Here is a 19,657-nt window from a genome sequence, read left to right on the forward strand (position 1 = left end):
CACCACGCAGGCGTTGGTGATGCTGGCTCGCAAACTTGCTCGGGTGGTATTCGCCTTGCTGAAAGGGCAAAGCGAATACCAGACAAAAGTCAGTTGAGGGCTTCCCCTCAACCATAGAATCTCCCACCGTTGTTTCAGGTCACATCCAGCATCACTTCGTGGCCGACACTCGCCATACCTTGTTACCGACATCATCCGCCACCAGCAAACCACCTTGCTGATCGATCACCACGCCTACCGGCCGACCCAAAGCATTCTCGTCCTTGTCGAGGAAACCGGTCAGCACATCCACCGGTTTGCCGCTCGGCTTGCCGCCGGTAAACGGCACGAAAATCACTTTGTAGCCACTGTGCGGTTTGCGGTTCCATGAGCCGTGCTGGCCGATAAACGCGCCTTCCTTGAACTGCGCCGGCAGCGTGTTGCCCTCGGCAAAGCTCAGGCCCAGCGAGGCGGTGTGCGGCCCGACTGCATAATCCGGGGCAATGGCTTTAGCCACCAGGTCCGGATTCTGCGGCGTAACGCGGACATCGACATGCTGGCCGTAGTAACTGAACGGCCAGCCGTAGAAACCACCGTCCTTCACGGAAGTGATGTAGTCCGGCACCAGGTCACTGCCGATTTCATCGCGCTCATTCACTGCCGTCCACAGCGCGCCACTGGTCGGTTCCCAGGCCAGGCCGTTGGGGTTGCGGATGCCCGAGGCGAAGATCCGGTGATTGCCGGTTGCACGATCGACTTCCCAGATCGCCGCGCGGCCCTCTTCCTTATCCAGGCCATTTTCGCCGACGTTGCTGTTCGAGCCGACCGTGACATAGAGCTTGCTGCCGTCCTTGCTGGCAATGACGTTTTTGGTCCAGTGGTGATTCAGCGTGCCGCCGGGCAGATCGACAACCTTGATTGGCTGCGACTTGATCTCGGTCGCGCCGGGTTCGTAGTTGAAGCGCAGCAGGCGATCGGTATCGGCGACGTACAGATCGTTGCCGACCAGGGTCATGCCGAACGGCGAGTTGAGGTTCTGCAGAAACACCGTGCGGGTCTCGGCAACGCCATCATGATCGGCGTCACGCAGCAAGGTGATGCGGTTCGGACTCGGCACGCCAGCGCCGGCCTTGCCCATGACCTTCTTCATCACCCAGCCACGAATGCCGCTGCTGTCATCAGGCTTGGGTGGAGCGTTGGTTTCCGCCACCAGCACATCGCCGTTGGGCAACACATAGAGCCAGCGCGGATGATCGAGGCCTTCGGCGAATGACGCGACCTGAGTGCCAGCCGCCGCAGTCGGTTTGCCGCCGTCGGGCCAGCCGATCGCCGGGGCAATGTTAACCGTCGGAATCAGGGTCTTGTTTGGTTCAGGCAATTTCGGTGATGGGCCGGTGCCGTCGGAGACTTGCAGGCTGGAGGATTCACCACAGGCGGCGAGCCCTCCGGCGAAGGCGATGACAAAAACGAGCTGGGGCTTGCGCATTGCTGATCTTCCCTATGAATGCATTCCTAATCATAGAGGAGGGCGCAAGCCCGATGGTTCAACTGCTCAGCCGCGGGCTTCCTTGAACAGCACGGCGATGCCCGGGTGATAGTTGCCCGCTTCGCTGCGCAATTTGCGGTAGGCGTAGGGGAAATACCAGGCGACCGCGCAGGTGTGTTCCTTTTGCAGGTCGTCGACCATGTCTTGCAGTTCTTCGGGGCTGGCGCTGTGCTGGGCTTTCTGCGGCGCGACAAACAGGCAGCCGAGCTTGAGGTCGCTGGCATAGCTGATGCGTTTGGCGTCGTTGGTGATGTCCAGCAGGGCTTGAGTCAGATTCAGGTTGGTAACCTTTGGCCAGCGCTGAGTGGCCTGGATAAAGGCGCGGTCTTCGGCACCGGCGAGAAACAGATCGGCGCGGGCATTGCGCTCGCCTTCTTCGTTCTGCTTGCGCGTGGCAGTGTCGTTCAAAGTGACCAGCTCAGCCATCCAGGCTGCGGCCGAGAGCACTCCGAGATTGGCTTTCTCGTCATGCCAGTAAGGGGTGTCGCTGTCGCCGCGCACGGCGTTGTAGCGGTCGATACAGTCAAACCAGCGTTCAAGCACCGGGCGCAGGAATTCCAGGCGCGGGTTGCTGATGATCATGCCTTGCATCGTCATCATCCTTTATTGTTGTAGTGGGCTTTTCGAGAAAAGCATGGCTCTTTGATATCATTTGTATCAGTGTGGCACAAGATTGGCGGCAGATAAGTGATCGGCGGCAGTTATTCGCCCGATGGCCGCCTCTTTAATTGACGCTCCACCCCCAACCCTCTAACCTTCGCGGCTTGTTTCAGGTGCTCTGTGACCTGCGTCGACAGAGTGAAACAGGGAAGCCGGTGAGGGTTGTCTTCGCACGAAGAACCACCACGATCCCGGCGCTGCCCCCGCAACGGTAAATGAGTGAAAACTGCGCCTTGAGCCACTGCCTCGAAAGAAGCGGGAAGGCGCGCAGTCAGGCATGCGCCGCTCATGAGCCCGGAGACCGGCCTGATCCATCCAGCGGCATCACGGTGGGCGATGCCAGGCTTTTTGCCGTCTATTCTTGTGCCTGCCCGCCGTTATCCAGCCTCAACGGAGAGCTCCCCCATGACTGATTCCCCCGAGCGCGACGAACGCCATCTGGCGCGTATGCAGCGCAAAAAAGCCGTGATCGACGAACGCATTGCCAACTCGCCCGACGAGTGCGGCCTGGTGCTGGTGCTCACCGGCAATGGCAAAGGCAAAAGCAGCTCGGCGTTCGGCATGCTCGCCCGCGCCATGGGCCACGGCATGCAGTGCGGTGTGGTGCAGTTCATCAAGGGCCGCAACAGCACCGGCGAAGAGTTGTTCTTCCGGCGCTTCCCCGAGCAAGTGCGCTTTCACGTGATGGGCGAGGGCTTCACTTGGGAAACCCAGGATCGTCAGCGCGACATCGCCGCCGCCGAAGCCGCGTGGGCCGTGTCCCGTGAATTGCTGCGTGATCCGTCGATCGGCCTGGTGGTGCTCGACGAATTGAACATCGCCCTCAAGCACGGCTACCTCGATCTTGATCAGGTGCTCAGCGATTTGCAGGCGCGTCCGCCGATGCAGCATGTGATCGTCACCGGTCGCGCGGCCAAGCCGGAAATGATCGAGATGGGCGACACGGTCACCGAAATGGGCATGCTCAAACACGCTTTCCAGGCCGGCATCAAAGCGCAGAAAGGCGTCGAACTTTGAATCAACCACGTCACTGCCCGGCGGTGCTCATCGCCGCGCCGGCCTCCGGTCAGGGCAAGACCACCGTCACCGCCGCGCTCGCCCGTTTGCATCGCAATCAGGGGCGCAAAGTGCGCGTGTTCAAATGCGGCCCGGACTTCCTTGATCCGATGATTCTCGAGCGCGCCAGCGGTGCGCCGGTGTATCAACTGGACATGTGGATGGTCGGCGAGCAGGAAAGTCGTCGTCTGTTGTGGGAAGCCGCCAATGAGGCGGATCTGATTCTGATCGAAGGCGTGATGGGCCTGTTCGACGGCACGCCTTCCAGCGCCGATCTGTCGCGGCACTTCGGCGTGCCGGTGCTCGGTGTGATCGACGGCACGGCCATGGCACAGACTTTTGGTGCGTTGGCGCTCGGTTTGGCCAGGTATCAGCCGGACTTGCCGTTTGCTGGCGTGCTGGCCAACCGTGTCGGCACCTTGCGCCATGCGCAATTGCTCGAAGGCAGCCTCACCGAAGGCCTGCGTTGGTATGGCGCATTGTCCCGTGAGACGGGCATCGAGTTGCCAAGTCGTCATCTCGGCCTGGTCCAGGCCAGTGAATTGAATGATCTGGATGTGCGTCTCGACGCCGCCGCCGACGCATTGGCCAGCAGTTGCGAGGTAGCGCTGCCACCGGCCGTGGAGTTTGCTGCACCGGACGTGATCGCTGTCGAGCCGTTGCTGAAGAATGTGCGAATTGCCGTCGCCCGTGATGAAGCGTTTGCTTTTACCTACGGCGCGAGTCTCGATCTATTGCGGGCGATGGGCGCCGAGTTGAGTTTCTTCTCGCCGATCCGCGACACGCAATTGCCTGAAGCGGACAGCCTATATTTGCCCGGTGGGTATCCGGAACTGCACCACGTTGCGTTGTCGCAGAACACCGCGATGTGTGAGGCGATTCGCGCGCATCATGCGGCGGGTAAGCCGTTGCTCGCCGAGTGTGGCGGGATGCTGTATCTGCTCGATTCGTTGACTGACGTTGAAGGTACCCGCGCTGAATTGGTCGGGCTGCTTAAGGGCGATGCGGTGATGCAGAAGCGTCTGGCGGCGTTGGCGTTGCAAGCGGTGGATCTGCCGGAAGGTTCGTTGCGCGGGCACACTTATCATCATTCGTTGACGACGACTGAGTTGACGCCGATTGCGCGTGGCTTGAGCCCGAATGGGGGGCGTGGCGCCGAGGCGGTTTATCGTGAGGGGCGGATGACGGCTTCTTATGTGCACTTTTATTTTCCGTCGAATCCTGTGGCTGTCGCTGCACTGTTTGCGCCTGATTCCGAAGGCGCCTTCGCGAGCAGGCTCGCTCCCACAGTTGAGACGGTGGTGACTGAAGCAATGCAATCCCCTGTGGGAGCGAGCCTGCTCGCGAAGAGGCCATGACCGACAACACATTCTCCGAAGCCGAGCGCGAAGCGGTTTATAGAGCCATCGCCGAACGCCGCGACATGCGCCACTTCACCGGCGGCAGCGTCGAGCCGGAGCTGTTGCGCCGACTACTGGAAGCCGCCCACCAGGCCCCAAGCGTCGGCCTGATGCAGCCCTGGCGCTTCATCCGCATCAGCGACCGCAGCCTGCGCGGGCAGATCCAGAATCTAGTGGAAGAAGAACGCATCCGCACAGCCGAAGCCCTCGGCGAGCGCAGTGACGAGTTCATGAAGCTCAAGGTCGAAGGCATCAATGATTGCGCCGAAGTGCTGGTCGCCGCGTTGATGGATGATCGCGAAAAGCACATTTTCGGTCGCCGTACATTGCCGGAAATGGACATGGCCTCGCTGTCCTGCGCGATCCAGAATCTATGGCTGGCCTCGCGCGCCGAAGGCCTCGGCATGGGCTGGGTCTCATTATTCGAGCCGCAGGCGCTCGCCGATTTGCTGAAGTTGCCCGAAGGTGCCAAGCCGCTGGCGGTTTTATGTCTGGGGCCGGTCAAGGAATTCTATCCGGCGCCGATGCTGGTACTCGAAGGGTGGGCGCAGGCGCGTCCGCTCAATGAGCTGCTGTACGAAAATTATTGGGGAGTGAGTCAATGAGTGTGGCGTTGTTGAGTGTCGCCGCGGTGGCGCTGGATGCGCTGCTCGGTGAACCGAAACGCTGGCATCCGCTGGTGGCGTTCGGCAATTTTGCCGGGCGCATCGAGCAACGTTTCAACGCCGGTGGCCGGGGTTGGCGCAGCCATGGGGTCACTGCGTGGGTGATCGCGGTGCTGCCGCTGACCTTGCTCGCCACGGCGTTTTCCTGGGCGCCATACGTGGGCTGGGTCGTCGAGATTCTCGCGCTGTATTGCGCCCTCGGCATGCGCAGCCTCGGCGAGCATGTCGCGCCGGTCGCCGCCGCGTTGCGCGCGGATGATCTGGACGAGGCGCGCAAGCGTGTCGGCTATCTGGTCAGCCGTCAGACCGATGAACTCGACAGCACCGCCGTCGCCCGTGCCGCCACTGAGTCGGTGTTGGAAAACGGCAGCGATGCGGTGTTTGCCGCGCTGTTCTGGTTTGTCGTGGCGGGTGCGCCGGGCGTGGTCCTCTACCGCTTGAGCAATACGCTCGATGCGATGTGGGGCTATCGCAACGAACGCTTTGAACGTTTCGGTTGGGCAGCGGCAAAAATCGACGACGTGTTGAACTACATTCCTGCGCGTCTGGTGGCGTTGACCTACGCGCTGCTGGGTAAAACCCGACTCGCGTTGAAGTGCTGGCGCACACAGGCGCCGAAGTGGGACAGCCCCAACGCCGGTCCGGTGATGGCTGCCGGGGCCGGTGCCTTGGGCGTGGAATTGGGCGGCCCGGCGATCTATCACGGCGAACTTCACGACCGTCCGCAACTCGGCGAAGGCGCTCCAGCGGATGCCGATTCCATCGACCGTGGCTGGCAATTGGTCCAGCGCGGGGTATGGTTATGGCTGCTGATTCTCTGCGTGGGGGCTGAATTCTATGCTTGAGCACGGTGGCCGGCTGCGCAAGGCTGCACACGATTACGGCATTGCCGAGGCGGACTGGCTTGACCTGTCCAGCGGCCTCGCGCCGTGGCCATTTCCGATCCCGGAAGTCCCGCTACGCGCCTGGGCGCGCTTGCCGGAAACCGATGACGGTCTGGAGCAAGCTGCGTGCGATTACTACGGTGCCGCGCAAGTGCTGCCGGTGGCCGGTTCGCAGATGGCCATCCAGTTGCTGCCGCGTTTGCGCCGGGCCGGCAAGGTCGGCGTGTTGTCGCCGTGTTATGCCGAACACGCCGAAGCGTGGCGGCGCAGTGGTTACATCGTGCGCGAAGTGCTGGAGCAGGAAGTCGAATTCTTTCTCGACAGCCTCGACGTGCTGGTGGTGGTCAACCCGAACAACCCGACCGGCTTGAGCCTGACCCCGGCACGATTGCTCGACTGGCACGCGCGGCTCGCCCGGCGCGGTGGCTGGCTGGTGGTCGATGAAGCCTTCATGGACAACACACCGCAGTTGAGCCTGGCCCCGCATGCGCATCAAGTCGGGCTGATCGTGTTGCGTTCGTTCGGCAAGTTTTTCGGTCTGGCCGGGGTGCGTCTGGGCTTTGTCCTGGCCGAGCGCAAGTTGCTCAAACTGCTCGCCGAACAGGTCGGGCCTTGGGCGGTGAGCGGGCCAACCCGAGTGCTTGGCCAGGCGTGCCTGCAAGACACCGAAGGTCACACCCGCCAACGCATTCGCAGCGATGAGGCCAGCGAACGATTGGCAACGCTGCTTGAGCGCTACGGCTTCAAGCCCCAGGGCGGTTGCGCGCTGTTCCAGTGGCTGATCACCGAGCATGCCGAAACGCTGCACGCATTCATGGCCCGTCGCGGCATCCTCCTGCGCATTTTCACCCACAACAGCAGTCTGCGTTTTGGTCTGCCCGCCGATGCGACTGAAGAGACGCGCCTCGAACAGGCTTTGATAGCCTTCACCAAGGACCACCCATGACCACCCTGATGGTGCAAGGCACCACTTCCGACGCCGGCAAAAGCACACTGGTGACGGCGTTGTGCCGCTGGGCAACTCGTCAGGGCGTTGCGGTCGTACCGTTCAAGCCGCAGAACATGGCGCTCAACAGTGCCGTGACCGCTGATGGTGGTGAGATTGGTCGCGCGCAAGCGGTGCAGGCGCAAGCCGCTCATCTCGAACCGCACACCGACATGAACCCGGTGCTGCTCAAGCCGAACAGCGACACTGGCGCGCAAGTGATCATCCATGGTCGTGCCATCACCACGATGAACGCGGTTGCCTACCACGACTACAAAGCCATCGCGATGCAAGCCGTGCTGGCCTCGCATGACCGACTCAGTGCCGCGTATCCGCTGGTGATGGTCGAAGGCGCGGGCTCACCGGCGGAGATCAATCTGCGTGCCGGTGATATCGCCAACATGGGTTTTGCCGAAGCGGTGGATTGCCCGGTGGTGCTAATCGCCGACATCAATCGCGGCGGGGTTTTTGCTCATCTGGTTGGCACCCTTGAGCTGCTGTCGCCGAGCGAACAGGCACGGGTCAAAGGTTTCATCATCAACCGTTTTCGCGGCGACATCGCTTTGCTGCAACCGGGCCTTGACTGGCTGGAACAGCGCACCGGCAAACCGGTGGTCGGCGTGTTGCCCTACGTGATGGATCTGCATCTGGAGGCCGAGGACGGCATCGATCAGCGCCAGACCGACAAGGCTGAGCAGGTGCTGAAAGTGGTGGTGCCGGTGCTGCCGCGCATCAGCAACCACACCGATTTCGATCCGCTGCGTCTGCATCCGCAGGTCGATCTGCAATTCGTCGGCCCGGGGCAGGCGATTCCTGCTGCCGATCTGATCATCCTGCCGGGTTCGAAAAGTGTGCGCAGTGATCTGGCTTATTTACGTGCCAATGGCTGGGATACCGCGATCAATCGACATTTGCGTTACGGCGGCAAGGTGCTGGGGATTTGCGGTGGTCTGCAGATGCTCGGTGAGCAGGTGCATGATCCGCTCGGCCTTGAAGGTGCGCCGGGTACGAGTGCTGGTTTGGGCTTGCTGGCGTTCGACACCACGCTTGAAGCCGAGAAGCAATTGCGCAATGTGCGTGGGCGGCTGGCGCTGGAAAATGCCGAAGTCAGTGGCTATGAAATTCATGCGGGCGTGACCACGGGAGCGGCGCTGGAGAACGCAGCGGTGCATCTTGATGACGGCCGTTGCGACGGTGCGCAGAGCGCTGACGGGCAGGTATTCGGCACGTATCTACATGGCTTGTTTGAATCGCCGACGGCGAGTGCAGCGTTGCTGCGCTGGTCCGGGTTGAACGATGTGCAGCAGGTGGATTATCACGGCTTGCGCGAGCGTGATATCGAGCGCTTGGCGGATCTGGTGGAGAAGCATCTGGATACCGGCTTGTTGCGTCAGCTCTGTGGGATTTGAGGTGAATTCAATGGCCTCATCGCGAGCAGGCGAAGGCCTACAGGGTTATGTGTTTTACACAAAATTCATGGTTGCTCGAGATCCCTTGTAGGTCTTCGCCTGCTCGCGATAGCGCCAGTCGGCTCAACCCATAATTTTCAGGATATCCCCCATGCTCCAACTGATCCTCGGCGGCGCCCGCTCCGGTAAAAGTCGTCTGGCCGAAAAACTCGCCAGCGATAGCGGCCTGGCGGTGACCTATATCGCCACCAGCCAACCCCTCGATGGTGAGATGAGTGACCGCGTCGCCCACCACCGCGCGCGCCGTCCCGTCGAATGGGCGCTGATCGAAGAGCCGCTCGAATTGGCCCGCGTCCTGCGCGAATCCGCCAGCGCCGAGCGTTGCCTGCTGGTCGATTGCCTGACCCTGTGGCTGACCAACTTGCTGATGCTCAATGACGCCGAACGTCTCGCCGCCGAGCGCGAAGCCCTGCTCGACTGCCTGGCCTTGCTGCCGGGGGAAATCATTTTTGTCAGCAACGAGACCGGAATGGGTGTCGTGCCGCTGGGCGAATTGACTCGCCGCTACGTCGATGAAGCCGGTTGGCTGCATCAAGCTCTGGCTGAGCGCTGTCAGCGTGTTGTCCTGACTGTCGCCGGCCTGCCCCTGACTCTGAAAGGACCTGCGTTATGACTCAAACCTGGTGGCTGAACCCGTGTAAACCGGTCGATCTGGACGTCGTTGAACAAGCGACGGCGCGGCAGCAGCAATTGACCAAACCGGCAGGTTCGCTGGGACGTCTGGAATCGGTTGCGGTGCAACTGGCCGGTCTGCAAGGCCAGGTCAAACCGACGCTGGCGCAGGTCTGGATTGCGATTTTTGCCGGTGATCACGGCGTGGTCGCTGAAGGTGTTTCGGCGTTCCCGCAGGAAGTCACCGGGCAGATGCTGCTCAACTTTGTCAGCGGCGGTGCGGCGATCAGTGTGTTGGCGCGGCAGCTCGGTGCGCAGCTGGAAGTGGTTGATCTGGGCACGGTGAATCCAGCGCTGAACCTGGCGGGTGTGCGCCACTTGAATATCGGCCCGGGCACGGCCAACTTCGTGCGGGGCGCGGCGATGACTCAGGCTCAAGGCGAGCTGGCATTGCAGGCCGGTCGCGACAGTCTGTTGCGGGCGAAAGCCGCAGGCACACAGTTGTTCATCGGTGGCGAAATGGGCATCGGCAACACCACCGCCGCCAGCGCCTTGGCCTGTGCTTTGCTCGATTGCCCGGTGGCACATCTGACGGGTCCCGGCACCGGGTTGAATGCCGAAGGCGTCAGCCATAAAGCGCAAGTGATCGAGCGCGCATTGGCGTTGCACGCCGCGCAACGGGGCGATGCCTTGCAGACCCTGTTCAATCTTGGTGGTTTTGAAATCGCGGCGCTGGTCGGCGCGTATCTGGCGGCGGCTCAAGAAGGTGTTGCAGTATTGGTCGACGGCTTTATCTGCACGGTCGCTGCGCTGGTTGCGGTGCGCTTGAATCCGGACTGCCGCGAGTGGTTGTTGTTCGGTCACCGGGGCGCCGAGCCGGGCCATCGCCATGTGCTGGAAACGCTGAAAGCTGAGCCGTTGCTGGAACTCGGTCTGCGTCTGGGTGAGGGCAGTGGCGCCGCGTTGGCGGTGCCGTTGTTGCGTCTTGCCTGCGATCTGCACGGGCAGATGGCGACCTTCGCCGAAGCGGCGGTGGCGGATCGTCCGGCATGACGCTGCAGCTGGATCTGATGCGTCATGGTGAAACTGAACTCGGCGGTGGTTTGCGCGGCAGCCTCGACGATGCGCTGACCGAACGGGGTTGGGCGCAGATGCGTGCGGCGGTAGTCGAAGGCGGGCCGTGGCAGCGGATTGTCAGTTCGCCATTGCAGCGTTGTGCGCGCTTCGCCGCCGAACTGGGCGAACAGCTGAGTCTTCCGGTGCAGCTGGACCAGGATCTGCAGGAGCTGCACTTCGGTGCATGGGAAGGGCAGAGCGCAGCGGCGTTGATGGAAACGGACGCCGAGGCCTTGGGGCTGTTCTGGGCTGATCCGTATTCCTTTACTCCACCGCAAGGTGAGCCGGTCAGCGCGTTTTCCTCGCGAGTGTTGGCAGCGGTTGCGCGCCTGCACACTGCGTACGCCGGTGAGCGGATTTTGCTGATCAGTCATGGCGGCGTGATGCGTCTGCTGTTGGCGCAAGCGCGAGGGCTGCCACGCGAACAACTGCTCAATGTCGAGGTCGGGCATGGCGCAATGTTTGCGCTGACGGTCGAGGTTGACGGTTCACTCAAGGAAGGTCACTGACATGTTGCCGCTGTGGATCGCCCTGCAATTTCTCAGCAGCCTGCCGATTCGCCTGCCGGGGATGCCCGAGCCGGAGCAACTTGGGCGGTCGTTGCTGTTTTATCCGCTGGTGGGATTGCTGTTCGGCGTGATCCTGTGGGCGCTGAATCTCGCCTTGAGCGGCGCGCCGTTGTTGCTGCATGCGGCATTGCTGTTGACGGTTTGGGTGGTGCTCAGCGGCGCACTTCATCTGGATGGTCTGGCTGACAGCGCCGATGCCTGGCTCGGCGGCTTTGGTGATCGCGAGCGTACGCTGACAATCATGAAGGACCCGCGCAGCGGGCCGATTGCGGTAGTGACGCTGGTGTTGGTGTTGCTGCTCAAGTTTGCTGCACTGCTGGCGTTGATCGAGCAAGGGCATGGGCTGGCGTTGATCATTGTGCCGCTGCTCGGGCGGGCGGCGCTGTTGGGGTTGTTTCTGACGACGCCGTATGTGCGTGCGGGCGGGTTGGGGCAGGCGTTGGCTGATCATCTGCCGCGCAAGGCCGGATGGTGGGTGCTGGGCTTGAGTGCATTAGTCTGCGTGCTGATTGCCGGATTCAGTGCCGTCGTTGCGCTGATGATCGCTGTCGGTGTGTTTGTCTGGTTGCGGCAGGTAATGATGCGGCGGTTGGGCGGGGCGACGGGCGATACGGCGGGGGCGTTGCTGGAATTGCTGGAGATGGTGGTGTTGGTTGGATTGGTTTTGATCTGACAGTTTTGGATTGTCTGTGCTGGCCTCTTCGCGAGCAGGCTCGCTCCCACAGGGGGATCGCATTGCAAATGTAGGAGTGAGCCTGCTCGCGATAGCGGTGTGTCAGGCGCCACAAATGTTATGGGTAAACTCATCTGTAACTTGATTTAACATAGTCGCGGGTATATACACGCATCATGCTTCCTTCTCAGTGTTTGTGCACCAACCTGCGTCGCGCCGCTCGTGGCGTCAGCAGGCATTACGACGGCGCTCTCGACGGCTTCGGGATCAACGTTGCCCAGTATTCTTTGCTGTGCAATCTGCAGCGTCTGGATCAACCGAGCATTTCCGAACTCGCCGAGGCGATGGGTCTGGACCGCAGCACCCTCGGGCGCAATCTGCGGGTATTGGAAGGCGAGGGGCTGGTGGCGCTGGCCGAAGGCGAGGACATGCGCAACCGTATCGTCAAACTCACCGAGACCGGCGTGCAACGCCTGGCAGCGGCACTGCCGGCCTGGGAAGCAGCGCAGCAGCGGTTGATCGACCGACTGGGCGCCGAGAAGCGTGAAACCTTGCTCAGATTGCTGGATGAACTGGCCTGAGGCCGGTTTTTTCCAAACTCAAGCGGGTATATACCCGCAAGCGGAGAATAACAATGACATCGATGTGGCGTACGTGCGGTTGGGTGTTGCTGGGGAGTGCGCTGATCCTGGCGTTGTCATTGGGCGTGCGGCACGGCTTCGGGTTGTTTCTGTCACCGATGAGCGCTCAGTTCGGCTGGGGAAGAGAGGTGTTCGCCTTCGCCATTGCCTTGCAGAATTTGATCTGGGGCCTGGCGCAACCGTTTACCGGTGCATTGGCTGACCGCTTCGGCGCGGCAAAAGTGGTGCTCGTCGGTGGGGTGCTCTACGCGGTGGGTCTGGTGTGCATGGGCCTGTCTGATTCGGCGGTGACGCTATCACTGAGCGCTGGCCTGCTGATCGGCATTGGTCTGTCCGGCACCTCGTTTTCGGTGATCCTCGGCGTCGTCGGCCGCGCGGTGCCGCCGGAAAAACGCAGCATGGGCATGGGCATTGCCAGCGCCGCCGGCTCTTTCGGCCAGTTCGCTATGTTGCCGGGTACCCTCGGCTTGATTGGCTGGCTCGGCTGGTCGGCGGCGTTGTTGGTATTGGGCTTGCTGGTGGCGCTGATCGTGCCGCTGGTGAGCATGCTCAAGGACAAGCCGCTGCCGGTGCTTGGCCATGAACAAACCCTGTCCGAAGCGTTGCGCGAAGCCTGCTCGCATTCCGGGTTCTGGCTGCTGGCGTTTGGTTTTTTCGTTTGCGGTTTTCAGGTGGTGTTCATCGGTGTGCACTTGCCGGCCTATCTGGTCGATCAGCATCTGCCGGCCAGTGTCGGCACCACGGTGCTGGCGTTGATCGGGCTGTTCAATATCTTCGGCACCTACACCGCCGGCTGGCTCGGCGGACGCATGTCCAAGCCGCGCTTGCTCACCGCGTTGTATCTGCTGCGCGCAGTGGTGATCGTGTTGTTCCTGTGGCTGCCGGTGACGACCACGTCGGCGTACCTGTTTGGCATGGCCATGGGTTTCCTGTGGCTGTCGACGGTGCCGTTGACCAACGGTACGGTGGCGACCTTGTTCGGGGTGCGAAACCTTTCCATGCTCGGTGGCATCGTGTTCCTCTTCCATCAGTTGGGATCGTTCCTTGGCGGCTGGCTAGGCGGGGTGGTGTATGACCGAACCGGGAGTTATGACTTGATCTGGCAAGTGGCGGTTCTGCTGAGCCTGCTGGCAGCCGCGCTGAACTGGCCGGTGCGCGAGCGTCCGGTCGCACGCCTGCAAGCCGCAGCGAGCGCCGCATGAGCCGATTCTGGCGACGATTGGCCATCACTGCACTCGGCGCCGCTGTGCTGGCGCTGGTGTGGTGGGGCTGGCAGCAGGGCGGCCTGGCCTTGATGCAGTTGGGCATGAGCATTTGCTAGAAGCGGGCATGACGAGTAACGTCGAATCCTGAACGACTGCTCAAGGATGCTCGACATGCTGATGCGCTGGTGTGCTGTTCCCGCGTTGCTGATGGCGTTGACTGGTCTGGCCCAGGCCGCCGACTGTCCCGAATTGCTGCAAGGCTCACTGCCCAAGTTGCGAGCCAAGGAATCCATTGATCTGTGCAAGCAATACGCCGACAAGCCACTGGTGGTGGTCAATACGGCGAGCTTCTGCGGTTTTGCGCCGCAGTTCGAAGGCCTTGAGGCGCTGCATAAACGCTACGAAGGGCAAGGTTTGCAAATGCTCGGGGTGCCTTCCAACGACTTCAAACAGGAGTCCAAGGACAGCGCCGAGACTGCCAAGGTCTGCTACGCCAACTATGGCGTGACGTTCAATATGACCGAGCCGCAGAAGGTTCGTGGTGATGACGCTACGCATCTGTTCCAGATATTGGCGGCACAGAGCAGCGCACCGAAATGGAATTTCTATAAATATGTGGTCGATCGCCAAGGCAAGGTGATCGCCAATTTTTCCAGTCTGACCAAGCCGGATGATCCGGAGTTTATCGCCGCGATCGAGAAGGCTATCGCCTCGAAACCGCTGAAGCCATAGCGCTGTTTTTTTTGTGGGAGCGAGCCTGCTCGCGAAAGCGATCTGCCAGTCGACAGGTGTATTGGTTGATACACCGCCTTCGCGAGCAGGCTCGCCCCCACGCGGGAAGTGTGTTGTGGTGGTGAGCAAAATCAAGGCATCAAAAAAGCCCCGCCTCTGCAAAGAGAGCGGGGCTTTTTTGTAGGCGAGGGGTTAGCCTCGCCGTGCAGCATCAGAAGCGGTAAGTAGCGCCGACACCGAAACCGTTTGCCGAGTTTTCATACTTGGCATCGTAGGTCTGACCACGGTTGTTTTCGTTGCGGATCTTGACCGACTCTTCCTTCAGGTACGAGTAGGCGACATCGATGGTCAGGTCGTCGGTCGGGCTCCAGCCGGCACCGATACTGAAGATGGTGCGGTCGCCAGTCGGAATACGTGGCGAACGGTCTTCGTTATTGGTCGGCGACTGGTCGAACGTCAGGCCGGTACGCAATACCCATTCCTTGTTCAACTGATACGACGTACCCACGGCGTAGGCCCAGGAGTCATGCCAGTTCTGGTCTTCGTTGATCGAACCGAACTGACCAGCCAGCAACGGCTGTACCCCGGAGTTCTTGACGGTGATTTTTTCCAGCTGGCTCCAACGGGTCCAGGTGGTACCGGCATAGACGTTCCAGCGATCGTTGATTGCCTGGGTGACCGAGAAGTCGATGGATTCAGGCGTGGTGATCTTCAGCGAAGCGTCGTATTTCTGGTTGGCGCCCAGACCGATTGCGCCGAGCACACCGTAGTTGACCTTGGTGTTGCCTTCGAGCTTGTAGTCGACTTTCGAGTGGTAAGTCAGACCCAGGCGCGTGGTATCAGTGGCTTGTACCAGCACGCCGACGTTGTAGCCCAGCGCGGTGTCGTCACCCTTGATCTTGACCTTGCCGTCCGGGAACGCCGGAGAAATCGACAGATTGGACTCCAGCGAGCCGTCGATGCGGTTGATGGTCGGACCGAAACCGATCGATACCTTGTCGTTGAAGGCGTAGCTGACAGTTGGCTGGAATGTGATCACTTGTACTTCGGACTTGCTGCCGAAGTAACGGCCGGCAAAGCCTTTTTCGTAGTCGGTAATCAGGCCGAACGGCACGTACACGCCCAGGCCGAATGCCCAGTGCTCATCAATTGGTTTGACGTAGAAGCCCATAGGTACAGCGGTGAAGGGCACCATGTCGCCTTTGTTGCTGCCGCCGTTGGGGCTGGAGCTGGCGTTGCTGATATCGGTATGAGCATCGACAACGGCTACACCGCCGGTGACTTGTTCGCGCTTGATGCGCGACATGCCGGCAGGGTTGCCATAAACAGTGCTTGCGTCGTCTGCAGAAGAAGATCGCCCGGCAAAACCAGTCCCCATCCCACTGATGCTTTGTTCGTTGAGGGCAAAGCCGGCCGCGAAAATTTGAGTGGAGGCAAGGGTAACGGCGAGGCTAAGGGTGGTTTTGAGCATGACTTTTTTCATTATTAGAACTCCTGGTGATCACCGGGGCGAAAATTACCAACATTTTCGCCCTAGCGCTATAGCTCGTATGCCTTGATTTAGAGCGGTTTTGTAGGACAATCCGACCAGATTCGCGACCTGTTGGCAGATCTTTTGAAACCAGACGGTCAGCAAGCGACCTGATTCACCGTTGAAACACAGGTGTGCCAGGCGTAAGTGAAGTCGCGCAGACGACCTTGGGGTTGGAAGGTCTGGCGCCAGATGCGCGCCATTCCCAGTAAATCGCTGGAATCGGGGAGTGTGGGGTTTTGTTCTTCTACCAGCAGCCAGGCAATGGCCGTGGCGTAACGCAGATTTACTGTCAATTCCAGGTGCGGACCGGTCAGGAAGGCATGCTGACTGGCGAGGCCACGAACCAGGCTGGCACGTTCCGGATCGAGCGCCAGATAATCATCCCAAAGGGCCTGGTGGCGATGCTCGGCGATACGGTAGAGGCCGTGGCCACGGCGGTCATGGAGGGCGGAACCCAGGGCAGACTGGCTGGCGGCGATGCCCAGCAGGAGAGATTCGGCGGTCGCGCTGTGGCGTCCCAGATAAATCAGCGTAGGACGGATCACGTAGCGGCACAGTTCGCTGGCAGCGATACCCATAACACCCTCGGTTCTTGTTATTAATGGCGAGTCCTGAAAGGGGGCTTGGCAGCTATGGATCGGTTCAGGCTCGCCGCAAGCGGATCATGCCGCTTGAGTTGAAGTGTAGTGTCATATTCGCGACGTAAAGGACTGTTTTTAAAATATTTCCCGCTGCGGGGAATATCCGTTATATCCGATGGTACTTAGCCGCTGAGGGGTAAAAGCGAAACATCAGGCAATAAAAAGCCCCGCATTGTGTGCGGGGCTTTTGCTTTTGCAGCCTTTTCGGCTCTCAGGCAACCAGTGCCTGACGGGTACGATCGATCACGGCCTGCAGCGGTTCAGCGCTGGAGTACTGATCGGGGTACAGACGCTCGCTGTGGCGGGCGATACCGTGTTCGTTGACCAGTGTGAAGCTGAAGCAGCCTTTGCGAGCGGCCATGATCAGGCAGTTCATTGGTGCAAAAGCGTTGGTTAGGGTGCGAATGGCATCCTGAGTATGGATTTGAGTAGACATAGTTATTAGGTGTTCCTACAAATGACACGGATAAGAACCGTGCAACGTTAAAACGTTCCAGTAACGTCGACCACCATTGGTCGAACGAAGAACCCGACTGGAACAAAGCAGCCAGTTTGAAGCGCTATTAAGTTGGCGCGCTTGGGCTGGCAGGTAGGTACTTAGGAGGGCAGGCATCACAACGAGGGCAAAGGTTCTGGGCCCGGGGTGAAGATCCTGATCAATTTGCAGGTTGGTTCGGTCAGAGTAAGTGTTCTTCGCAACACCCTTCACGTCATTGGAAGGCTGTGTTGTCGCAAGATTTACCTGGAAACCATCGAGGGGTCGTTCCCGCTTTTTTCGGTAGAGCTTCTTGGAAGAAGGCAGACCGTGGGGATGTGTTCGACCGGAATTGACTTTCAGCTTGGTACTAACGCCGCGGATACTAACGGATCGAAACGGGTAAAGCAAACTTCGTGTAGAAAAACATTGCAGACGCCGATTGAGTCTGCTTTGGGGGGGGCGATGAATTGCCCGCATTTAGCGCAGCTAGTGACCGTCGGTCGGTGAAGATTTGTTCATCAAGTCCCGTGCCAGACCGGTTTATCCCCAGACCGGTTAGCAAAACGACCCGAAAAAGCGCATCGATATAACCGGGTAACAGGTACTTGTGCACATTAGTTGCGCAAGCTGTAACGGCACTGTCATACCAATCCTGACTCCACTGGCTGCCTGCATCGAAAGTTTAAGTCAATGAAAAACATCGCTTTTTTTTGTTGGTGAAAAAATCGTCAGTTTGACTGCGAGCCCCATTCCATAAGGCTTTGCGACGGTTGGAGGGCGGTTGTCCACTGAGTTATCCACAGCTTCTGTGGATTGTCCCGAGCGCTTGCTCTAGGACGGGCGTGCCGGGTTGTTTTTCGACTTTACCTGTAAGAAAAAGAGAGTAGAGTGGCGCGCCTTCCGATTCGTCCCACAGTGCTTTATGAAGTTTCGCTCAGTATCAGACTCTGTTACCTCACAACCTTCTCCTGTTACCCCGCCCAAGCGATTTTCTGTTCGCGTCGCAGAATGGCTGCTCGACAGCCCGCGCCTGAGCGACAGTCATAATGCCAAACACATCGCAGGGTGTTTGCTCAAACAACCGGCGCGTGAAGGCGTGGTGGCTGCGCAAAGCCGCCTCGGTCAGTTGATGTGCCGTGAGTGCGGTAACGCCCGGGATCGTCGCATCGGTCAGGATCTGCTGCGCCAGGCCGCTCGCGCCGGTGACCGTCGTGCGCAACAGGAACTCGGTCTGCTCGAAGACTGAGCTGTCCAAGACCTGACACCTTGGTTAACCTTCAGGCTTTATAAGATCGGCGGGAGTGGCTATGGCGATGGACTTGACCAGCGTATTGCTGGGGCTTGCGGGGGCGGGATTGCCACTGCTGGCGCTGGCCTGGCAACTGCAACGCCGGGCGAGCAATGGCCAGGCCGAGGTCGCCTTGCTCGAAGAGCGACTGGCCATGGCGCAACTGACGCAGGACGGACTCAACGCGCAGCTCGACGCCAGCCGCGATGAAGTTGCCGATCTCGGCCAGGCCAACGCCGCCAAGCAGGCTGATCTGGCAGCGCTGCGCCGGGAAGTCGAGCTGCTGCAGATCGAGCGTGATGACGCCCGCGATGCCTCCCACGCCTGGAACCTCGAACGCGCGAACAAGGAAGCTGAGCTGCGCCGCCTCGACGCACAAGCCGCTTCACTGAACGCCGAACTGCGCGAGCAACAGGAAAGCCACCAGCAACGCCTCAACGACCTGCAAGGCTCGCGCGATGAACTGCGTGCGCAGTTTGCCGAACTGGCCGGGAAGATCTTCGATGAGCGTGAGCAGCGCTTTGCCGAGACCAGTCAGCAGCGGCTCGGGCAGTTGCTTGATCCGCTCAAGGAGCGCATCCAGTCCTTCGAAAAACGGGTGGAAGAAAGTTATCAGGCCGAGGCCCGCGAGCGCTTCTCGCTGGCCAAGGAGCTGGAACGTTTGCAGGCGCTCAATCTGCGCCTGAGCGACGAAGCCACCAACCTCACCCGCGCCCTCAAAGGCCAGAAAACCCAAGGCAACTGGGGCGAGCTGATTCTTGAGCGCGTGCTCGAACACGCCGGTCTGGAGAAGGGCCGCGAGTATCAGACCCAAGTTAACCTCAAAGGCCCGGATGGCGAGCGCTTCCAGCCTGACGTGATCATTTATCTGCCGGGCGACAAGCAAGTGGTGGTGGACTCCAAGGTGAGTCTCACCGCCTATCAGCAATACGTTGCAGCCGACGACGACACCCTCGGGCAGATCGCGATCAAGCAGCATGTATTGTCGTTGCGCAATCACGTCAAAGGCCTGGCCGGCAAGGATTACAAACGTCTTGAAGGCCTGCACAGCCTCGATTTCGTTTTGCTCTTCGTGCCGATCGAGGCCGCATTTTCGGCAGCTTTGCAGGCTGAGCCATCGCTGTTTCAGGAAGCCTTCGACCGCAACATCGTCATCGTCAGCCCGACGACGTTGCTGGCGACTTTGCGGGTGATCGACAGTCTGTGGAAACAGGAGCGCCAGAGCCAGAACGCGCGGGAAATCGCCGAGCGCGCCGGGTGGCTGTACGACAAGTTCGTGCTGTTCATTCAGGATCTTGACGAGGTCGGCAACCGCCTGCAGCAACTGGACAAAGCCTACAGCTCAGCGCGCAACAAGCTGACAGAAGGGCGCGGTAATCTGGTCAGTCGCAGTGAGCAGCTGAAATTGCTCGGCGCCCGGGCGAGCAAGAGCTTGCCGGCGGATTTGCTGGAGCGGGCGATGACCGATGTCGATGGTCTCGTCGAACTTCCTGAATAAAGATCAAAAGATCGCAGCCTCCGGCA

Annotated in this window: 21 protein-coding genes, 1 pseudogene and 1 riboswitch; of the genes and pseudogenes, 17 read left to right on the forward strand and 5 right to left on the reverse strand. The window is 60.3% G+C overall.

All coding sequences use genetic code 11. The features are described 5' to 3' along the window. A pseudogene (locus CKW26_RS28820) lies at positions 1-97 on the forward strand (IS110 family transposase); the annotation flags it as partial. A 54-nt stretch (positions 98-151) separates the two neighbouring features. Here the strand turns inward: CKW26_RS28820 and CKW26_RS28825 are convergent. Together CKW26_RS28825 and CKW26_RS28830 are read right to left on the reverse strand one after the other, a co-directional pair. Continuing rightward, positions 152-1,465, reverse strand: a complete 1,314-nt coding sequence (locus CKW26_RS28825) for a sorbosone dehydrogenase family protein (protein WP_095051077.1) — start codon at positions 1,463-1,465, stop codon at positions 152-154. Between the two features lie 66 nt (positions 1,466-1,531). Beyond that, positions 1,532-2,116, reverse strand: coding sequence for a hypothetical protein (locus CKW26_RS28830; protein WP_095051078.1), 585 nt, complete (start codon positions 2,114-2,116; stop codon positions 1,532-1,534). A 163-nt stretch (positions 2,117-2,279) separates the two neighbouring features. Continuing rightward, positions 2,280-2,510: riboswitch (cobalamin riboswitch) on the forward strand. Positions 2,511-2,590: 80 nt separating this feature from the next. Between CKW26_RS28830 and cobO the strand changes: the two genes are divergently transcribed. The 14 genes from cobO (at position 2,591) to CKW26_RS28895 (ending at position 14,192) form a co-directional block, all read left to right on the forward strand. Beyond that, positions 2,591-3,202 carry a cob(I)yrinic acid a,c-diamide adenosyltransferase gene (gene cobO, locus CKW26_RS28835; RefSeq protein ID WP_003223053.1) on the forward strand — a complete coding sequence of 204 codons (612 nt, stop codon included), beginning with the start codon at positions 2,591-2,593 and terminating at the stop codon, positions 3,200-3,202. After that, positions 3,199-4,599, forward strand: a complete 1,401-nt coding sequence (locus CKW26_RS28840; protein WP_095051079.1) for a cobyrinate a,c-diamide synthase — start codon at positions 3,199-3,201, stop codon at positions 4,597-4,599. The genes cobO and CKW26_RS28840 overlap by 4 nt, the downstream gene beginning before the upstream one ends. Beyond that, positions 4,596-5,246, forward strand: a complete 651-nt coding sequence (gene bluB, locus CKW26_RS28845; protein ID WP_093440025.1) for a 5,6-dimethylbenzimidazole synthase — start codon at positions 4,596-4,598, stop codon at positions 5,244-5,246. The genes CKW26_RS28840 and bluB overlap by 4 nt, the downstream gene beginning before the upstream one ends. Further along, positions 5,243-6,151 (forward strand): adenosylcobinamide-phosphate synthase CbiB, encoded by a 909-nt coding sequence (gene cbiB / locus CKW26_RS28850; protein WP_095051080.1) that lies wholly within the window; start codon positions 5,243-5,245, stop codon positions 6,149-6,151. Before bluB ends, cbiB begins: the two co-directional genes overlap by 4 nt. Next, the gene (gene cobD / locus CKW26_RS28855; RefSeq protein WP_095051081.1) at positions 6,144-7,136 is read left to right on the forward strand and encodes a threonine-phosphate decarboxylase CobD; all 993 of its coding nucleotides are present in this window, start codon (positions 6,144-6,146) and stop codon (positions 7,134-7,136) included. Before cbiB ends, cobD begins: the two co-directional genes overlap by 8 nt. Then, positions 7,133-8,584 (forward strand): cobyric acid synthase, encoded by a 1,452-nt coding sequence (locus CKW26_RS28860; protein ID WP_095051082.1) that lies wholly within the window; start codon positions 7,133-7,135, stop codon positions 8,582-8,584. Before cobD ends, CKW26_RS28860 begins: the two co-directional genes overlap by 4 nt. A 151-nt stretch (positions 8,585-8,735) precedes the next feature. Next, positions 8,736-9,257, forward strand: a complete 522-nt coding sequence (gene cobU, locus CKW26_RS28865) for a bifunctional adenosylcobinamide kinase/adenosylcobinamide-phosphate guanylyltransferase (protein WP_095051083.1) — start codon at positions 8,736-8,738, stop codon at positions 9,255-9,257. Continuing rightward, positions 9,254-10,309: a nicotinate-nucleotide--dimethylbenzimidazole phosphoribosyltransferase gene (cobT, locus tag CKW26_RS28870; protein WP_095051084.1), complete on the forward strand. Its 1,056-nt coding sequence runs from the start codon at positions 9,254-9,256 to the stop codon at positions 10,307-10,309. Before cobU ends, cobT begins: the two co-directional genes overlap by 4 nt. Further along, a complete protein-coding gene (gene cobC, locus CKW26_RS28875) occupies positions 10,306-10,881 on the forward strand; it encodes an alpha-ribazole phosphatase family protein (RefSeq protein WP_095051085.1) in 576 nt (191 codons plus the stop codon). The genes cobT and cobC overlap by 4 nt, the downstream gene beginning before the upstream one ends. 1 nt (position 10,882) lies before the next feature. Next, complete coding sequence (locus CKW26_RS28880; RefSeq protein WP_095051086.1) at positions 10,883-11,614, forward strand: adenosylcobinamide-GDP ribazoletransferase; 732 nt, start codon at positions 10,883-10,885, stop codon at positions 11,612-11,614. Positions 11,615-11,790: 176 nt separating this feature from the next. Next, on the forward strand, positions 11,791-12,195 hold the full coding sequence (locus tag CKW26_RS28885) for a MarR family winged helix-turn-helix transcriptional regulator (protein WP_007919794.1): 405 nt from the start codon (positions 11,791-11,793) through the stop codon (positions 12,193-12,195). Positions 12,196-12,248: 53 nt separating this feature from the next. Further along, positions 12,249-13,457, forward strand: a complete 1,209-nt coding sequence (locus CKW26_RS28890) for an MFS transporter (RefSeq protein ID WP_093440060.1) — start codon at positions 12,249-12,251, stop codon at positions 13,455-13,457. Then, the gene (locus tag CKW26_RS30355; RefSeq protein ID WP_256573964.1) at positions 13,454-13,576 is read left to right on the forward strand and encodes a hypothetical protein; all 123 of its coding nucleotides are present in this window, start codon (positions 13,454-13,456) and stop codon (positions 13,574-13,576) included. The genes CKW26_RS28890 and CKW26_RS30355 overlap by 4 nt, the downstream gene beginning before the upstream one ends. A gap of 55 nt (positions 13,577-13,631) precedes the next feature. Then, positions 13,632-14,192, forward strand: a complete 561-nt coding sequence (locus CKW26_RS28895) for a glutathione peroxidase (RefSeq protein WP_095051087.1) — start codon at positions 13,632-13,634, stop codon at positions 14,190-14,192. A gap of 211 nt (positions 14,193-14,403) precedes the next feature. On the opposite strand, the gene CKW26_RS28900 is transcribed toward CKW26_RS28895, so the two are convergent. The 3 genes from CKW26_RS28900 to CKW26_RS28910 all read right to left on the reverse strand — a co-directional run bounded on the left by CKW26_RS28900 (position 14,404) and on the right by CKW26_RS28910 (position 16,803). After that, positions 14,404-15,675, reverse strand: coding sequence for an OmpP1/FadL family transporter (locus tag CKW26_RS28900; protein WP_095051088.1), 1,272 nt, complete (start codon positions 15,673-15,675; stop codon positions 14,404-14,406). 146 nt (positions 15,676-15,821) lie between these two features. Then, complete coding sequence (locus CKW26_RS28905; RefSeq protein WP_095051089.1) at positions 15,822-16,304, reverse strand: hypothetical protein; 483 nt, start codon at positions 16,302-16,304, stop codon at positions 15,822-15,824. Between the two features lie 274 nt (positions 16,305-16,578). Next, positions 16,579-16,803, reverse strand: a complete 225-nt coding sequence (locus CKW26_RS28910) for a hypothetical protein (RefSeq protein ID WP_003214941.1) — start codon at positions 16,801-16,803, stop codon at positions 16,579-16,581. A 964-nt stretch (positions 16,804-17,767) separates the two neighbouring features. Here CKW26_RS28910 and CKW26_RS28920 point away from each other — a divergent pair. After that, a complete protein-coding gene (locus tag CKW26_RS28920) occupies positions 17,768-18,091 on the forward strand; it encodes a hypothetical protein (RefSeq protein WP_095051090.1) in 324 nt (107 codons plus the stop codon). Positions 18,092-18,266: 175 nt separating this feature from the next. Next, entirely contained in the window at positions 18,267-19,631 is a 1,365-nt protein-coding gene (rmuC, locus tag CKW26_RS28925) for a DNA recombination protein RmuC (protein ID WP_177409299.1), read from the forward strand. Positions 19,632-19,657 lie beyond the last annotated feature (26 nt).

The organism is Pseudomonas sp. Irchel s3h9 (assembly GCF_900187475.1).
Lineage (GTDB): Bacteria > Pseudomonadota > Gammaproteobacteria > Pseudomonadales > Pseudomonadaceae > Aquipseudomonas > Aquipseudomonas neuropathica.